The 15,536-nt window shown below is 64.7% G+C and carries 16 protein-coding genes; 6 read left to right on the forward strand and 10 right to left on the reverse strand.

Annotation, left to right across the window (positions count from 1 at the left end):
* Positions 1 to 2,816: S-layer family protein (locus tag K0F86_RS10955; protein ID WP_257572097.1), on the forward strand; the 2,816-nt coding region annotated here is incomplete at its 5' end.
* A gap of 35 nt (positions 2,817 to 2,851) precedes the next feature.
* Here the strand turns inward: K0F86_RS10955 and K0F86_RS10960 are convergent.
* From K0F86_RS10960 to K0F86_RS10995, 8 genes are all read right to left on the reverse strand, one after another.
* Complete coding sequence (locus tag K0F86_RS10960; protein WP_219134407.1) at positions 2,852 to 3,217, reverse strand: hypothetical protein; 366 nt, start codon at positions 3,215 to 3,217, stop codon at positions 2,852 to 2,854.
* 27 nt (positions 3,218 to 3,244) lie between these two features.
* Positions 3,245 to 4,045, reverse strand: coding sequence for a phosphonate ABC transporter, permease protein PhnE (gene phnE, locus K0F86_RS10965; protein WP_219134408.1), 801 nt, complete (start codon positions 4,043 to 4,045; stop codon positions 3,245 to 3,247).
* Complete coding sequence (locus K0F86_RS10970; RefSeq protein WP_219134409.1) at positions 4,042 to 4,878, reverse strand: ABC transporter permease; 837 nt, start codon at positions 4,876 to 4,878, stop codon at positions 4,042 to 4,044. The genes phnE and K0F86_RS10970 overlap by 4 nt, the downstream gene beginning before the upstream one ends.
* Positions 4,872 to 5,684, reverse strand: coding sequence for a phosphonate ABC transporter ATP-binding protein (locus K0F86_RS10975; RefSeq protein WP_219134410.1), 813 nt, complete (start codon positions 5,682 to 5,684; stop codon positions 4,872 to 4,874). Before K0F86_RS10975 ends, K0F86_RS10970 begins: the two co-directional genes overlap by 7 nt.
* A gap of 125 nt (positions 5,685 to 5,809) precedes the next feature.
* Positions 5,810 to 6,679, reverse strand: a complete 870-nt coding sequence (locus K0F86_RS10980) for a putative selenate ABC transporter substrate-binding protein (RefSeq protein WP_219134411.1) — start codon at positions 6,677 to 6,679, stop codon at positions 5,810 to 5,812.
* Positions 6,680 to 6,705: 26 nt separating this feature from the next.
* Positions 6,706 to 7,770 (reverse strand): selenide, water dikinase SelD, encoded by a 1,065-nt coding sequence (gene selD / locus K0F86_RS10985; RefSeq protein ID WP_219134412.1) that lies wholly within the window; start codon positions 7,768 to 7,770, stop codon positions 6,706 to 6,708.
* A 98-nt stretch (positions 7,771 to 7,868) separates the two neighbouring features.
* Positions 7,869 to 8,948, reverse strand: coding sequence for a tRNA 2-selenouridine(34) synthase MnmH (gene mnmH / locus K0F86_RS10990; RefSeq protein WP_219134413.1), 1,080 nt, complete (start codon positions 8,946 to 8,948; stop codon positions 7,869 to 7,871).
* Between the two features lie 79 nt (positions 8,949 to 9,027).
* Complete coding sequence (locus K0F86_RS10995) at positions 9,028 to 10,170, reverse strand: NAD(P)/FAD-dependent oxidoreductase (protein WP_257572098.1); 1,143 nt, start codon at positions 10,168 to 10,170, stop codon at positions 9,028 to 9,030.
* Positions 10,171 to 10,259: 89 nt separating this feature from the next.
* On the opposite strand from K0F86_RS10995, the gene K0F86_RS11000 reads away from it, so the two are divergent.
* Complete coding sequence (locus K0F86_RS11000) at positions 10,260 to 10,943, forward strand: TetR/AcrR family transcriptional regulator (protein ID WP_219134414.1); 684 nt, start codon at positions 10,260 to 10,262, stop codon at positions 10,941 to 10,943.
* On the opposite strand, the gene K0F86_RS11005 is transcribed toward K0F86_RS11000, so the two are convergent.
* Positions 10,940 to 11,629, reverse strand: a complete 690-nt coding sequence (locus tag K0F86_RS11005) for an LrgB family protein (RefSeq protein WP_219134415.1) — start codon at positions 11,627 to 11,629, stop codon at positions 10,940 to 10,942. The two genes, K0F86_RS11000 and K0F86_RS11005, sit on opposite strands and share 4 nt — an antisense overlap.
* Entirely contained in the window at positions 11,626 to 12,084 is a 459-nt protein-coding gene (locus tag K0F86_RS11010; RefSeq protein ID WP_219134416.1) for a CidA/LrgA family protein, read from the reverse strand. Before K0F86_RS11010 ends, K0F86_RS11005 begins: the two co-directional genes overlap by 4 nt.
* Positions 12,085 to 12,187: 103 nt before the next feature.
* Between K0F86_RS11010 and K0F86_RS11015 the strand changes: the two genes are divergently transcribed.
* The 4 genes from K0F86_RS11015 to K0F86_RS11030 all read left to right on the forward strand — a co-directional run bounded on the left by K0F86_RS11015 (position 12,188) and on the right by K0F86_RS11030 (position 15,517).
* A complete protein-coding gene (locus tag K0F86_RS11015; protein ID WP_219134417.1) occupies positions 12,188 to 13,096 on the forward strand; it encodes a LysR family transcriptional regulator in 909 nt (302 codons plus the stop codon).
* 25 nt (positions 13,097 to 13,121) lie between these two features.
* Positions 13,122 to 13,940: a glutaminyl-peptide cyclotransferase gene (locus tag K0F86_RS11020; RefSeq protein WP_219134418.1), complete on the forward strand. Its 819-nt coding sequence runs from the start codon at positions 13,122 to 13,124 to the stop codon at positions 13,938 to 13,940.
* An 81-nt stretch (positions 13,941 to 14,021) separates the two neighbouring features.
* Positions 14,022 to 14,876 carry a hypothetical protein gene (locus K0F86_RS11025; RefSeq protein ID WP_219134419.1) on the forward strand — a complete coding sequence of 285 codons (855 nt, stop codon included), beginning with the start codon at positions 14,022 to 14,024 and terminating at the stop codon, positions 14,874 to 14,876.
* Positions 14,873 to 15,517, forward strand: coding sequence for a hypothetical protein (locus K0F86_RS11030; protein ID WP_219134420.1), 645 nt, complete (start codon positions 14,873 to 14,875; stop codon positions 15,515 to 15,517). Before K0F86_RS11025 ends, K0F86_RS11030 begins: the two co-directional genes overlap by 4 nt.
* The last annotated feature ends 19 nt before the right edge of the window (positions 15,518 to 15,536 follow it).

Genomic DNA, 15,536 nt, shown 5'->3' on the forward strand with positions numbered 1-15,536 from the left:
GCAACTATGCGCTGGCGAGCTCGACTGCCACTACGGCAGCCAATATCACGCCGCGCCCACTGACCGTCTTTGCCAGCGGAACCAATCGCGTCTACAACGGTGGCACGGTCGATATTGCCAACCTGACCCCGGACGACAGCGTCGTGTTCGGCGACGCGCTGACGTATTCTTACGGTGCCGCCAACTTCCTGAATAAAAATGTCGGCACCGGCAAGACCGTCAACGTGACGGGAATCAGCCTGGGCGGCGCCGACGCGGGCAACTACGCCATCGGCAGCACGAGCGCCACGACGCAGGCGGATATCACGGCGCGGCCGTTGTCTGTCTTCGCCAATGCCGGCAACCGTGTTTACAACGGCACCACCGCCGCGCTGGCCACCTTGACGCCGGACGACAGCGTCGTGTTCGGCGACCAGCTGACTTATTCTTACAGCACCGCCAATTTCCTGAATAAAAATGTCGGCACCGGCAAGACCGTCAACGTGGGCGGCATCAGTATCGGCGGCGCCGATGCGGGCAATTACAGTCTCGACAGCTCCACGGCGACGACCCACGCCAACATCACGCCGCGGTCACTGGCGGTGTTCGCCAGCGGAACCAATCGCGTCTACAACGGCGGCACGGCCGATATTGCCAACCTGACCCCGGACGACAGCGTCGTGTTCGGCGACGCGCTGACGTATTCGTATACGTCAGCCAACTTCCTCGACAAGAACGTGGGCAATGGCAAGACCGTCAATGTGAGCGGCATCAGCATCGGCGGCGCCGATGCGGGCAATTACAGTCTCGACAGCTCCACGGCGACGACCCACGCCAATATCACGCCGCGCCCACTGACCGTCTTTGCCAGCGGAACCAATCGCGTCTACAACGGTGGCACGGTCGATATTGCCAACCTGACCCCGGACGACAGCGTCGTGTTCGGCGACGCGCTGACGTATTCGTACACGTCGGCCAATTTCCTCGACAAGAACGTGGGCAATGGCAAGACCGTCAATGTGAGCGGCATCAGTATCGGCGGCCTGGATGCCGGCAACTATAGCCTGGCCAGCACGACTGCCGCCACGACAGCCAACATCACCCCGCGCGCCATGCAAGTGTTCGCCAGCGGAAGCAACCGCGTCTATAACGGCGGCACCGGCGATGCCGTGACCTTGACGCCGGACGACAGCGTCGTGTTCGGCGACCAGCTGACTTATTCTTACAGCACCGCCAATTTCCTGAATAAAAATGTCGGCACCGGCAAGACCGTCAACGTGGGCGGCATCAGTATCGGCGGCGCGGATGCGGGCAACTACAGTCTCGACAGCTCCACGGCGACGACCCACGCCAACATCACGCCGCGCATACTGGCCGTCTTTGCCAGCGGGACCAATCGCGTCTATAACGGCGGCACGGCCGATATTGCCAACCTGACCCCGGACGACAGCGTCGTCACCGGTGACGTGCTGAGCTTTAGCTATGCATCGGCCAATTTCCTGGACAAGAATGTCGGCGTCGGCAAAACGGTCAATGTGAGCGGCATCAGCATCGGCGGTAGTGACGGCGGAAATTACGCTCTGGAAAATACCACGGCCCTTACCCATGCCGATATCACGCCGCGCATGCTCAAGGTCAGTGCCAGCGGCGTCAATCGCGTGTATGACGGCAGCCGCAACGCGACGGTTACCCTGGCCGATGACCGGGTTGCCGGCGATGTGCTGAGCGTCACCGACGAAGTGGCGACATTTTCCGACAAGAACGTCGGCACGGCAAAGGCCATCAGCGTGACGGGCATCGCGGTCGCCGGCACCGACGCGGCCAACTATGCCTACAACACATCGACCACGACCACGGCCGACATCACGGCGCGGGTCTTGACGGTCAGCGCAAGCGGCGTAAACCGTATCTACAACGGCGGCACGGACGGCAGCGCGATACTGGCGGACAACCGGGTGGCGGGGGATCTGTTGACGCTGAGCGGCAATGCCAGTTTCGCGGACAAGAACGCCGGTGTGGGCAAGACTATGGGCGTCAGCAATATTGCGGCCAGCGGCGCCGATGCCGCCAACTATGTCCTGGGCGGCACGGAAGTCACCACCACGGCCAATATCACGCCGCGCGCGCTCACGGTGGGCGCCACGGGGATCGACCGGCAATTCGATGGAACCGTCGCCGCGATGGTCGTGCTGGCTGACAACCGCATTGCCGGCGATCTGCTGACGCTCTCCGATGGCGCGGCCAGCTTCGCCACTGCCGATGTGGGCAGCAATAAGCCGGTCACGGTCACGGGGATCAGTATCGCGGGTAGCGATGCCGCCAACTACAGCTTGCAAAACACCAGCACCAGCACCATTGCCAGCATCCTGGCCGCAGGCGTCGAGCCGACCCGGGTGCCGCAACTGCCAGTCACCGTGCCTGTCGTTCCGGCGCCGACCTCGGCGGCATCGCCGTTGACGCTGCAAGCGCCTGTGCCGGGTGGCCGGATCGACGATGGCCAGCGCAATAGCGCTATCACGGTGTCGCTGGTGCGTCCCTTGTCGGATGGGCAGCCGGGCATGGTGAGCGTGTCGATTCCCAAAGATATGGTGAGCAAGGGTGACGCTTTCAGCTTTGCCTTGCCGGCGCCACTGACGGCGGCCCTGTCAGACCCGCGCGCGTCGGTGCGCATCAGCAGGACCGATGACGCGCCTCTGCCGGCATGGTTGCGCTACGTTGCGCAGACGCACAGTTTCGACGTCTCGGCCGCACCTGCCGGCGCGCTGCCGTTCGAAGTGAAAATCATGATCAATGGGAAACGGTGGATCCTGGTTCTGGCGGAGGGCACGGATAAATAGCGCCTGAGCGCTGCTGGCCGACTCAGGTTTACCGCTCAGGACTGGTCCCACACCTCGACCGTCAATACCTGCCCGGGTGGGCAAGCGGCGATGCGGTCGCGGTGCAGCGTGATGCTGCCGGGCCAGCCGGCGGGCAGGTCTTCCTGAAAGACGCCTTCCTGCGCCTCGGCGATGCCACTGGCCAGGAGCGGCGTCAGGTCCGACGCCCGTACCGTGTAGCGGTTCGGAAAGCCATTGCAGCTCAGCTGGCTCGCCTTGCCTTGTTCACACAATTGCGTGATCCAGCCCAGGCCGCCCAAGCCCGCTTCCCAGGTGGCCAGGATGGCGTCCTTGTTGACCTTGGCCAGGTCGGCCATCTGTTCCGGTGTTTCTGTCGAGATAATGGTCCACCAGCCTGACATCGGTATTCCTTGTGAAAAGTAAAAAAATCAACGGGTCATGGCGCGGCGCAGCACATAGCTGAGGCCATCGACGGCGGCCACCATCAGCAGCATGGCGACGATGACGGTCGCGGCGCTCTGCATCTGGAACAGCGACAGATGGTATTTCAGCATCTGCCCCAGGCCGCCCGCACCGACGACGCCGAGGATGGCGGCGGCGCGGATATTGTTTTCCCAGCGGTACAGCGTATACGACATCATCTGCGGCCCACATTGCGGCAAGGTCGCGTACAAAAAGGCCACGGCCGGCCGGGCGCCGTTGATGCGCAAGGTGGCGGCGGGCAGGGGCGGGCAGTTTTCAAACGCATCGGCAAACAAGCGGCCCAGCACGCCCACCGTATGCAGCGCCAGCGCCAGGGTACCCGCGAACGGACCCAGGCCGGCGGCGATCAGCAAGATCGAGGCCCACACCAGTTCGGGGATCGAGCGCAGCACGTTCAGGATTGCGCGCGTGGCGTTGCGCGCCAGCTTGCCGAAACGCCCGCTGGCGGGCAGGGCCAGCAGCGCGCCCAGCACGGCGGCGATCACCGTGCCGATGGCCGACATGGCCAGGGTCTCGAAGGTGGCCACGCCGACTTTCATCAGAAAGTCGGGCGCCAGCTCGGGCGGGGCGAAGCCGTGCAGGAAATCGGCGCTCGTGCGCACGGCGTCGGCACTGAAGAACTCGCCCCATTTCAGGGGCAGGGTGGCGAAGCTGGCGATGACCAGCAGCAGCAAGCCGGCCAGCAAGGCCCAGGTGGACCCGCGCACGCGAGGGGACACCGGCAGCATGGAGGTGTCGCCCTTCATGCCAGCCTCCGGCGCAGCATGGCGGAAACGGCATCGGCGCCCGCCACCAGCAGCACGAACACCATCAGCATGGTGGCCAATTCATTGCCCGCCATCATCTTCATCGATTCATCCATGCGCTGGCCCAGGCCGCCCGCGCCGACAAAACCCATGACGACGGAACCGCGGATCGCGCATTCCCAGCGGTAAATCGTGTATGACACCAGTTCGGCGGCCGATTCGGGCAAGGCGCCGTACAGCAATGCTTTTAATCTGCCGCTGCCGTTGTGCAATAGCGCGTTGCAGGCGGACGCATCCGACGATTCGAGGATTTCCGCATACACCTTGCCCAGCATGCCGCAATACGTGAGCGCGATGGCGATCACGCCGGCCGTCGGCCCCAGGCCGACGATGCGCACCAATAACAAGGCCCAGACCAGCTCCGGCACGCTGCGCAGCAGCACCAGCAGCGCGCGCACGCAATGGCGCACGCTGGCGGCCAGCGGCGACACCCGGCCAGAGCCGATGCGCGAAATCGACAAACGCTCCGTCACCAGCAAGGTCAAGGGAATAGCCCCCAGCATGGCCAGCGCCATGCCGGCCGTGGCCATGGCGATGGTTTCCCAACTGGAAATGGCCACCAGTTGCAAAAATTCCGGCGAGTGGGCGGGCGGCACGAAGCTGGCAAGGAATTGCCAGGTGGCCGCCAGGCTTTGCGCATCGAATAAAATCCACGGCTTGAATTCGGCCTGCACCAGCATCGGCCACAGCACCAGCAGCACGACGGCAGCCGCGCTCAGGCGGCCGCGCCAGGCGGGGTCGCGCGGCAGGGGGACGTTGGCGCTTTTCAGCAAAGGGGCCTCGCGGCGTCCAGGTTCGCGTCCACTGCCTCGAACTGCGGCGCGGGATCGGCCTTGTTGCGATACAGCTCGGCGATCATGGCGTCGCTGACCTCGCTAGCTGGCAAGTCGAAGACAATCTTGCCGTCGCGCAAGGCCACGATGCGCGTAAAACAGGCGCGCGCGATCTCCACCTGGTGCAGGCTGCAGATCAGGGTGGCGTTGCGCGCCGTCGCTTCCGCTTGCAGCACATGGATCGTCTGCAAAGCGAGTGTGGGGTCGAGCGCGGACAGCGGTTCGTCGACGAGGAACGCTTGCGCATTCGACACCAGCGCGCGCGCCATGCCGCAGCGCTGGCGTTCGCCGCCGGACAGGCGGTCTACCCGCGCATACAGTTTGTCCTGCAGGTTGAATTTACCTAACGCTTCCCACGCGGCGCGCGGGTCGACGGGCGCCAGCAGCGAACGGATGGCCGTCCACAAGCTCCATTGCGGCAAGCGGCCCGCCAGCACGGCGTTGACGACGCGCTGACGCGGCGGCAGCGGCGGCGTTTGCGGCGCCAGGAACAGGCGCGCGCGCAAGGCGTGGCGCGCGGCGCTGCCCAGCTGCCAGGGAGAGCTGCCGAGGACGCTCAAGGTGCCGGACTCGGGGCGCAGCGCGCAGGCCAGCGTATGCAGCAAACTGGTCTTGCCGGCGCCGGACGGCCCGATCAGGGCGATCTGTTCGCCCTGGGCCACGTCCAGATCCAGCTCGCGCAGGGCCAGCGCACTGCCGGCGGCGCCCGCGTGGTGGACGCTGACCTTGTGAAGTTGGAATGTCATGCTATGTTCGGTGTGGGGGCGTTGGTGTGTCGGATTACGCGGCTGCGCCGCTAATCCGACCTACGCCATGCGACGGCAGCGTAGGTCGGATTAGGCCGGAGGCCGTAATCCGACAGATTCAGCAATTATTTCAACAGCTTCGCATCGCGCGCAGCCGCTTCGATATCCTTGTAGTTCTCGGCCTTGGTCGGGATGAACTTCGTGGCGCGCTGCAGGTCGAGGATTTCCTTGCCTTCCGGCGTGGAAGCATCGAGCGCCAGGAAGGCGTCCGTCAGCTTCTTGCGCACGACGGGGTTCATGTCGGCGCGCACGCTCCAGTTGTAATCGTAGTAGCCCGGTGTCGTGTAGAACACGCGCACCTTGGCCGGGTCGACCTTTTTCGCTTCGACCAGTTTTTCCCACACGGAGATATTCAAGGTGCCCGCATCGACCTTGCCGCCGGCCACGGCCGCCACGGTGGCGTCATGCGCGCCCGAGAACGCGATGCGCTTCATGTCCGTGTCCGGGTTGATTTTGGCGGCCAGCAAGTAGTAACGGGGCATCAAATGGCCCGAGGTCGACGATTCCGAACCAAACGTGAAATTCTTGCCCTTCAGGTCCGACAATTGATTGATGTCCTTGCTGGTGGTGACGAACACGGAGCGGAACTTCGTGTCTTCCTCGCGCTGTACCAGGGGCACGATCTTGCCGCCGCTGCGCACGTTCGCTTGCACGAAGGTAAAACCGCCGAACCAGACCATGTCGAGCTTGTTATTGATCAAGCCCTCCACGGACGCCGCGTAATCGGTGACGGGCGTAAATTCCACCTTCATGCCCAGCTTCTTCTCCAGATAGCTGCCCAGCGGCTTGAACTTGCGCTGCAATTCCGTCGGCGCTTCGTCGGGGATGGCGGACACGCGCAACACTTGCTGCGCCTGCGCCAGGCCGCTGTGGATGGCCAAGGTGGCGGCGACGGTGGCCAGGATGGCGGGGAACTTGTTGGAGAATGTGGTCATGGGACTGCCTTTGAAAAGATTGTTCATTAATATACGGAAACCCCGGTACTGCCATCCTGCATCTCGCCGATGACGACGGCGTCGCCAAAGCCTTCGGCGCGGAAAATCGCCAGCACTTGCTCGACGGCTTCCGGCGCGCACGCCACCAGCAGGGGGCCGGCCGTCTGCGGGTCCGTCAGGATCGCCTTGTCGATGGCGCTTAAATTGTCGGCCAGCGTCACTTGTGCGCCGTATCCCTGCCAGTTGCGGCCGGAGGCGCCCGTGATGTTGCCATTTTGCGCCAGTTGCTGCACTTGCGGCAGCAGCGGCACGTCAGCCATGGCGATGCGCGCTTGCAACTTGGCGCCGCGCGCCAGTTCCAGCGTGTGGCCCAGCAAGCCGAAGCCCGTCACGTCCGTCAGCGCATGCACGCCATCGAGCAGGGCCAGTTTCTTGCCCGGGGTATTCAATTTGGTGGTGTTATCGATCAAGGACGCGTAGCCATCCGCGTCCAGCGCATTCTTTTTCAGCGCGGCCGACAGGATGCCCACGCCGATCGGCTTGCCCAATACCAGTTTGTCGCCGGTGCGCGCGCCCGCGTTGCGCTTCACCTGCGACGGGTGGACCAGGCCCAGCACGACCAGGCCATAGATCGGCTCGACGGAATCGATGGTGTGGCCGCCCGCGATGGGGATGCCGGCCTGGGCGCAGATGGTTTCGCCGCCTTTCAAGATGAGACCGATGGTTTCCACCGGCAGCTTGTTGATCGGCATGCCGACCAGGGCCAGCGCCATGATGGGCGTGCCGCCCATGGCGTACACGTCGGAAATGGCGTTGGTGGCGGCGATGCGGCCGAAGTCGAACGGGTCGTCGACGATGGGCATGAAGAAATCCGTCGTGGCGATCAGCGCCTGCTCGTCGTTGAGCTGGTAGACGGCCGCGTCATCCGAGGTTTCTATGCCGACCAGCAATTCTTTCGGCAGGGGAAAGCCACCGCTGCCCTTTAAAATGTCGGCCAGCACGCCGGGCGCGATTTTGCAGCCGCAGCCGCCGCCATGGGCAAATTCGGTCAATCGGATTGGGGTATTGGATGTTGCTGCGCTATCTGACATGGAAATTCCTGCTGATGTTGTGTACAACGATGATCATTTTTACCCCAAACGCAAGATCAGGGGTCGGACCCTCAGGGTCCGACCCCGGCACTGCACCTTTAGGGGGATTTAGTGCCGACAATACCACACAACGCGCGTGCGGCTTGCTCAAAGGCATGTTCTGAAATGTCGGGCAAGACCAGCGGCGTCGCCTGGGCGTAGCGGCTGAAGTTGCGGGCGATCGATTGCCGGTAGACGGGGTCGTAATGCTGGACCAGCAACTCTTCCACCAGCTCGGCCATCTGGCCCGAGGTCGCCAGTTGCTGCCAGTGGGCAATTTTCTCCTTGCCATGCAGTTGCGTCAACAGGGCCAGCTGCACGTTCAGGCGCACGGGGTCGCCGACGAAATGTTCATAGTCTTGCATCAGCAATTGCACGCGCTGCTCCGTGGCCAGCCGCACGTCCGTGCAGGCGGCCGCGCGCATCTTTTCCATCAGCGCGTCGGGCACGCGTAAGCGACCCACTTTTTTGCTTTCCGATTCGATGAACACGGGCAGCGTCGGGTCGAAATGGCGCAACTGCTGCCACAGCGCGCTTTCAAACGCCTTTTGCGAGGGCTGGTCCGCGTCCGGCAAGCCGCCCAGCACGGAGCCGCGGTGGGCCGCCAGGTCTTCCAGATCGATCACCTGCGCGCCTTGTTTGTCGAGCACCTGCAACAGGCGGCTCTTGCCGCTGCCTGTGGGGCCGCACAGCACGTTGATGAAGTCGAAACGTTCGGGCAGGGTGGCCAGCTCGGCATTCACGTGGCGCCGGTATTCCTTGTAGCCGCCGTCGAGCTGCGTGACGGGCCAGCCGATGCGCGCCAGGATATGCACCATGGCGCCGCTGCGGTTGCCGCCGCGCCAGCAGTAGACGAGCGGCTTCCAATCGTGCGGGTGACCGAGGAAACCGTCTTCGATATGCCGCGCGATATTTTTCGCCACCAGTGCCGCGCCCAGCTTCTTCGCTTCGAAGGCACTGGTCTGTTTATATAAAGTACCCACGCGCACGCGCTGCTCGTCGTCCAGCACGGGCAGGTTGATGGCGCCCGGCAAGTGGTCTTCCGCGAACTCGGACGGGCTGCGCACGTCGATGATGGCATCGAATTCGTGCAAGCGGGGCAGGATATCGCTGAAAGGCAGGACTGCAGGGTATTTCATCGTGGCGCGGCTGCTTGGAATGGGGAAAGGCGTATTATCCCCGATAAACGCCACTGGCGTGGGGCTTTGGCGCCGCCGTTCACACTGCGCGCGCCGGGCCGGCGTCCCGCATGCCCGTAAAGAACCGGACCAGGCCGTGCGGGGCATCGTCGCCAAAGCACAGGCGCAGGATGCGCTCCGACTCCGCCGCGGCCGCGCCGCTGCGCGCAAACAGCGCCGTTTCATACGCCAGCAGGGCCGCCGCCACGTCGCCCGGCTGCGCGGCAAGCGCCTGCGCCAGCTCGGCGCCGTCCAGCATGGCCAGGTTGGCGCCTTCGCCCGCTGGCGCCATCAAATGGGCCGCGTCGCCCAGCAAGGTCACGCCCGCCACGCGCTGCCAGCGGTGGTCGACGGGCAGCAGCTGCACGGGACGGGGCACGGGCGGCGTGTCCGCGTCCGTGATCAGGGCCGTGAGCGCCGGCGCCCAGCCGGCAAACTGCTCGGCGATGGCCGCCCGGGCGGCGGCCGGGTCGGCAAAGTCGATGCCGGCCAGCCACTCCTCGGGCTTACTCAGGGCCACATACGCATGCAGCACGCCATCGGCTTCGCGGTGGGCCTGGATGCCCTTGCCCGGCGCCAGCGCGAACAGGGCGCCAGCGCCCACGGCTTGCGCGCTGGCCCGGTGGCGGCGGTCGCTGTCGAACAGATACGTTTCAATGAAGGCAATGCCGCTATAGGCGGGCTGCGCGCTGGAGAGCAGCGGCCGCACCCGGGACCAGGCGCCGTCCGCGCCCACCAGCAGATCGCTGGCCGCCGAGGCGCCATGCGCAAACTGTAAAAGGTGCCGGCCGCCGCCCAGCGTTGCGACGTTTGTCAATTTGTGGCCCCAGCGCACGCAGCCGTCAGGCAAGGCATCGAGCAGGATGCGGCGCAGTTCGCCGCGCGGCACTTCGGGACGGCCGCCCGTGCCGTCGTCGCCCTCGTCGTGCAGGACGGTGCCGTGCTGGTCGAGCACGCGGCTCGCTTCGCCGCCTGCGTGGATGAGGGCGCGGAAGGCATCGTGCAGGCCGGCCGCCCGCAGCGCTTGCTGGCCAGTTTCTTCGTGGATATCCAGCATGCCGCCCTGGCGGCGCGCCTGCGGCGATGCATCCGCTTCATACACGGTGGCGGCGATGCCGTGGACGTGCAGCACGCGGGCGAGCATCAGCCCGCCCAGCCCCGCGCCGATGATGGCAATATGCATGGTGATCCTTCAGATAGTTTTCAAAACAATAATGGAACAACGTTCCAGAAGAATTTTGCGGCAAGCCGCCATCTGTGTCAAGATAAGCGATGCCCCATACCGTAGCGACCCCACCACGACGCGCCGACACGCTGACGCGCGACACCATCATCGACGCCGCCATTGCCCTGCTCGACACAGCGGGCGAGGGCGGCCTGACCTTCCGCGCCTTGGCCGCGCGTCTGGCGACGGGCGCGGGCGCCATCTACTGGCACGTGGCCGACAAGGATGATTTGTTCACGGCCGCCAGCGACGCCATCGTCGCCCGCGCCATGCAGGACGCCCCGTCTGGCGATACGCCGCAGGCGGGCATCCGCGCCGTGGCGCTGGCCATGTTCGAGGCCATGGATGCGCATCCGTGGCTGGGCTCGGCCCTGTCGCGCGCGCCGGGCCAGCTGCCCACCGTGCGCATCCTGGAGCGCCTGGGCCGGCAGGTCGATGCGCTGGGCGTGCCGCAGGACCGCCAGTGGATGGCGGCATGTGCCTTGCTCAATTATTTGCTGGGCGTGAGCGGGCAGAATGCGGCCAACGCCGTCATCGCCCGGGAACAGGGCCTGGAGCGCGCGCATTTCCTCGACACCCTGGCGGGCGCCTGGTCACGCCTCGATGCGCAGGCGTTTCCGTTTGCCCGCAAGGTGGCGGGCCAGTTGCGCGCGCACGACGACCGCGCGGATTTTTTGGCGGGCATCGACCTGATCGTGCATGGCATGCAGGCGCTGCAAGCGGGCCGCTAGCCCAGCAGATGCCCCAGCAGCGGCGCCAGCAGCACCGTCACGATGCCGGAAAAGATCATCGTCAGGCTGGCCACGGCGCCTTCTTCCGTGCCCACGCGGCGCGCCACGGACAAACCAAAACCGTGCGCGGCCGCGCCATACGGGGCGCCGCGCGCGATGCGCATGCGCAAGGGCAGCAGTTTTAATAACGGTTTACCGAGCATCAAGCCGAACAGGCCCGTCATCACCACGAAGATGCCCGTCAGCTGGGCCGAGCCGCCCATGTGGCGCGACGCTTCCAGCGCGAACGGCGTCGAGACGGAACGCGCCAGCAGGCTGCGCGCCATGTCGCCGTGCACGCCAAATACCCGGTCCAGCAGCAATGTGGCGGCCACGGAGGCGACGATGCCGGCGCAGCTGCCCAGCGACAAGGCCAGCCAGTGCTTGCGGATCAGCGTGCGCTCCTGGAAGATGGGCAGCGCAAACGCGATGGTGGCAGGGCCCAGCAGCCACGGCAGCCAGCGCGTCTCGCCGAAATACGTGGCGAACGGCGTCGAGGTGGCCTGCACGATGATGATCAATATCGCCGAGGTGCAGATGGCGGGCGTCAGCAAAAAATGCGGATGGCGGCGGTGCAGCGCCTGGTTGGCATAGAACAGTACCAGGGTCAGCAGCAAAAACAGCAACGACAGGACGAGGGTGCTCATGCTTGCGCCCTGGCTGCGCGCTGGCGCAGCAGCTTATTCAGACGCAACTTGCGTTCATAACGGCACACCCATTCCACCGTCAAGGCCGTGGCCAGCATCACGCTGGCAAAACCGAGGCCGATATTCACGAACAGCATCAAGCCCTGCGACTTCAACAGTTGCGTAAATTGCACCACGGACACCACCAGCGGTATGAAGAACAGCAGCATATTGGCCAGCAGCCAGTTCGCGCCCAGTTCGATGGTGGTCGGACGCACCCAGCCCGACAGCAGCAGGGCCACCAGCACGAACAGTCCCACCACGCCGCCGGAAAACGGCAAGTGCAGGGCGGAAGCGGCCTCGTCGGCCAACCACCAGGCGGCAATCAGCACGCCCACTTGCCACGCGGTCTGCGCGGGCCGGCGCCAGGCAGCGATGGAGGGCAGGGCGGCGGTGGAACAGTGCAAGGCTTTCACGGCGGGCTTTCAAACGGCTGGGGGAAGGTTTCATTGTAGTGACCCTACATCAAAAGACAAAATGACTTAAACTCATGATTATCATTCGATATTGGAATGCATCATGGATATCCGCTCCTTGCGCTACTTCGTCGAAGTGGTCGAGCAAGCCAGTTTTACGCGCGCGGCCGCCAGGCTGCACGTGACGCAACCCACCGTCAGCAAGATGATCCAGCAATTGGAACAGTCGCTGGACCTGGCTCTGCTGGACCGCGCCGGCAAGCGTTTTACGCTGACGGACGCGGGCAAGGTGGTGCTGTCGCGCGCGCATGAACTGCTGGCCCTGCACGCGGAACTGAAGGTGGAGTTGCGCGACCTGCAACACCTTGAGCGGGGAGAATTGCGCGTCGGCGTGTCGCCGCAAACCCACTCCACGCTGGCGCCGTGGCTGGCCGAATACCACCAGCGCTATCCGGGCATCGAGCTGAAAATGTATGAAAGCGGCACGCAGGCGATCGAGCGCGACTTGCGCACCGGCACGGTGGAACTGGGCACCATGCTCGACTATCCTGGCAACGCGGCCACCTGGCAGGATTTCGAAGCCTTGCCCCTCGTGCGCTCGCCGCTGTGCCTGCTGGCCGCGCCCGGCTCGCCGTGGCAGGGGCGCGCCTCGGTGGCCCTGGCCGAGCTGGCCGACAGTCCCTTCATCTTCTACGGCGCCGCGTTTGCCCTGAACGACATCGTGCAGGATGCCTGCCAGCGGGCCGGCTTCGCGCCGCGCATCACGGGCCGCAGCGGCCAGTGGGATTTTATCGCCTCGCTGGTGCGGCTGGGCGTGGGCATCTGCCTGCTGCCGAAGATGTATTGCGACACGCTGGAGCAGTCGCAATTTGACGTGATTCCCCTGGCCGGCCCTCCCGTGGAGTGGAATCTGATGCTGGCCTGGCGCCGCGGCGGACGGCTGTCGTTCGCCGCGCGCGCCTGGCTGGACCTCGTCAGGGCGCGCATGGCGGACGCGGCACGTTTACAATAGGCGCTCGCCAACCACCGCCAAGCATATGAAGAACACAGGTAAAACCAGACTGAAACGTACGGCCGGCTCTCTGCTGCTGGGATTGTTATGCACCGTGGGCCTGATGAGCGAAATGGGCTATGCCCAGGCGGCCATTCCCGTGTATGGCTATTTCGTCAAGAATACCTATCCGCACGACCCCCAGGCGTTCACCCAGGGCTTGCTGTTCAAGGATGGCCACCTGTATGAAAGCACGGGCCAGAACGGCCAGTCCTCCTTGCGCAAGGTGGAATTGACGACGGGCAAAGTGCTACAGAAAAGCATGCTGGACAAAAAAGTGTTCGGCGAGGGCATCACGGAGGTGGGCGATGAGATCCTCGGCTTGACGTGGATTTCGCAGACCGGCTATGTGTTCGACCAGAAAACGTTCAAACTGAAACGCACCTTCAGCTATCAGGGCGAAGGCTGGGGCCTGGCCAGCGATGGCAAATTTGTCTACATGAGCGATGGCACGTCCGCCATCCGCGTGCTCAATCCGAAAACCCTGGCCGAGGTGCGCCGCTTCGAAGTGAAGGCGGAAGGCCGCCCCATCGACCGCCTGAACGAGCTGGAAATGGTCGATGGCGAACTGTTCGCCAATGTGTGGGGCGCGGACGTGATCGCCCGCATCGACCCGGCCAGCGGCAAGGTGGTGGGCTGGATCGACCTGACGGGCTTGCTGCCGCCCGAGCAGCGGGGCACGGCCAATCCCGACGCCGTGCTCAACGGCATCGCCTGGGATGCGCGCGGCAAGCGCTTGTTTGTCACGGGCAAACTGTGGCCCAAGCTGTTCGAGATCGAACTGATTGAAATCGAGCGCCGTTGATGTTGGCTATCGGACAGTGTTGCTAGTGGGGAATCGTCTATGATATGCCTCCTTCGCACCTTGCGACCTTTACAGGATGCCATGCTGTCCCTCTCCTTTTGCCGCCTGGCGGCGGCCGCCACCCTCGCCGCCGCCATCGTGCCCTGCGCGCAGGCGCAAGCGCCCTACGTGCCGGTGACCATTCAGTACGGCGACTTCGTCGTCACCAGCGACCGCTTCGACCCGCTCGTCACTTTGTCTTTCCGTCAGCACGGCTACTGGCCCGGCGGCGCGCGCGAAGTGGCGGAAGTGCGCCCGCTGAAAGCCACGCGCGAGGGCCAGCCCATGCTGCTGGCGTTTACCAAGGGCTATACGGGCCAGGGCACCATCCTCATCGGCGTGCAAAATGGCGAACCGCTGATGCGCCCCATCAGTCCCATGCAGCGCGACAGCATGGTGCGCACCGAGCGCGACCCCGAATGGGGCGTGCCGCAGCCGGGCCGTCCCGAGCTGCTGCTGTTTGCCCGCGACGGCCGCGCGCTCGATACAGGCACGGGCGAACTGCTGTGGTTTGACGTGCCGGGCGGCGTCACCGGCGATTACGCGCCCGCCATGCTGGTCTCCGTCTCGCCCGACGGGCGGCGCGGCGCGTATCTGACGAATGCGCTGACGAAGGTGGGGATCATCGTCGCCACGCGCGACGATGGCGTGGCCGGCGTGCTGGCCTTGCCGCCCGATACCTATCAACGGTGGCTGAAACCGTTGTCGGATGCCGCTTCCGCGCAGGCGGGCGCCGCCATCAAGGCGCGCCAGGGCCGCACCGATTCGAACCGCATCCGGCGCGAGCTGGAACTGGCCTGGTTTGGCCAGCAATTTCAATGGAAACAAGGCAAGGGCGGCTGGCAAGTGACGGGGCTGGGCCTCGCTACCGCGCCGCCGGAAGGAAAACAGCCATGACACTACCCAAACTCCTCGCCGGCTGCTGCGCCGCCGCCTTGCTGGCCGGCTGCGTGCATGGCGAGCTGTTCCCCAAGGATTATCTGGCGCAAGATATTGACAAGCAACAAGCCTTGCTGGAACTGGATGTGGTCTTCGGCAACGCGCCCGATGACAAGCTGACGTCGCGCGTGACGGCGCACAACAGCGTGGAATACGCGGGCGCGCCGCATATCGTCGTGCCGTTCTACCAGAAGGGCCTCGGCTTCGACCAGGGTTTTGCCGGCACCTACATGTTTGCCGTGCCGTATCCGATTGCCAAGGTCGAGACGGCCACGGCCAGCAGCCGCGTCTTCGGCCAGAAACTTGAAGGCCAGCAGCCGGGCAACCCCCGCTACCGCTTCCGCGTGCCGGGCAAGGCGCAATGGAACAGCAATGAAACCTTCATGCTGAGCTTTGAGCGCAAGGGCCGCCGCGAAGAGATCACTTTCCGCTTCAGCAACGAGCAAAGCTGCCCATCCGCCTTCCTGGCCACGACGCCCAAATATGGCTTCCCCATCAAGGTCGTCGCCACGTTCAAGGAAAACAAAGGCTGCCTGAAAGTGTGCGACAGCCGCGACCAGTGGCCGGGTTTCTGCGCCTTCCAGCCGCCGCCGGCCTGAGCATGGCGGGCCCCTGCCG

Origin of the sequence: Janthinobacterium sp. UMAB-60, assembly GCF_900095235.1 — a bacterium.
Lineage (GTDB): Bacteria > Pseudomonadota > Gammaproteobacteria > Burkholderiales > Burkholderiaceae_D > Janthinobacterium.

Excerpts from the sequence above, each read along its gene's own strand:
- K0F86_RS10960 (WP_219134407.1), bottom strand. The coding sequence starts at position 3,217 with ATGTCAGGCTGGTGGACCATTATCTCGACAGAAACACCGGAACAGATG.
- phnE (WP_219134408.1), bottom strand. The coding sequence starts at position 4,045 with ATGAAGGGCGACACCTCCATGCTGCCGGTGTCCCCTCGCGTGCGCGGG.
- K0F86_RS10975 (WP_219134410.1), bottom strand. The coding sequence starts at position 5,684 with ATGACATTCCAACTTCACAAGGTCAGCGTCCACCACGCGGGCGCCGCC.
- K0F86_RS10980 (WP_219134411.1), bottom strand. The coding sequence starts at position 6,679 with ATGACCACATTCTCCAACAAGTTCCCCGCCATCCTGGCCACCGTCGCC.
- selD (WP_219134412.1), bottom strand. The coding sequence starts at position 7,770 with ATGTCAGATAGCGCAGCAACATCCAATACCCCAATCCGATTGACCGAA.
- mnmH (WP_219134413.1), bottom strand. The coding sequence starts at position 8,948 with ATGAAATACCCTGCAGTCCTGCCTTTCAGCGATATCCTGCCCCGCTTG.
- K0F86_RS10995 (WP_257572098.1), bottom strand. The coding sequence starts at position 10,170 with ATGCATATTGCCATCATCGGCGCGGGGCTGGGCGGGCTGATGCTCGCC.
- K0F86_RS11000 (WP_219134414.1), top strand. The coding sequence starts at position 10,260 with ATGCCCCATACCGTAGCGACCCCACCACGACGCGCCGACACGCTGACG.
- K0F86_RS11005 (WP_219134415.1), bottom strand. The coding sequence starts at position 11,629 with ATGAGCACCCTCGTCCTGTCGTTGCTGTTTTTGCTGCTGACCCTGGTA.
- K0F86_RS11015 (WP_219134417.1), top strand. The coding sequence starts at position 12,188 with ATGGATATCCGCTCCTTGCGCTACTTCGTCGAAGTGGTCGAGCAAGCC.
- K0F86_RS11020 (WP_219134418.1), top strand. The coding sequence starts at position 13,122 with ATGAAGAACACAGGTAAAACCAGACTGAAACGTACGGCCGGCTCTCTG.
- K0F86_RS11025 (WP_219134419.1), top strand. The coding sequence starts at position 14,022 with ATGCTGTCCCTCTCCTTTTGCCGCCTGGCGGCGGCCGCCACCCTCGCC.
- K0F86_RS11030 (WP_219134420.1), top strand. The coding sequence starts at position 14,873 with ATGACACTACCCAAACTCCTCGCCGGCTGCTGCGCCGCCGCCTTGCTG.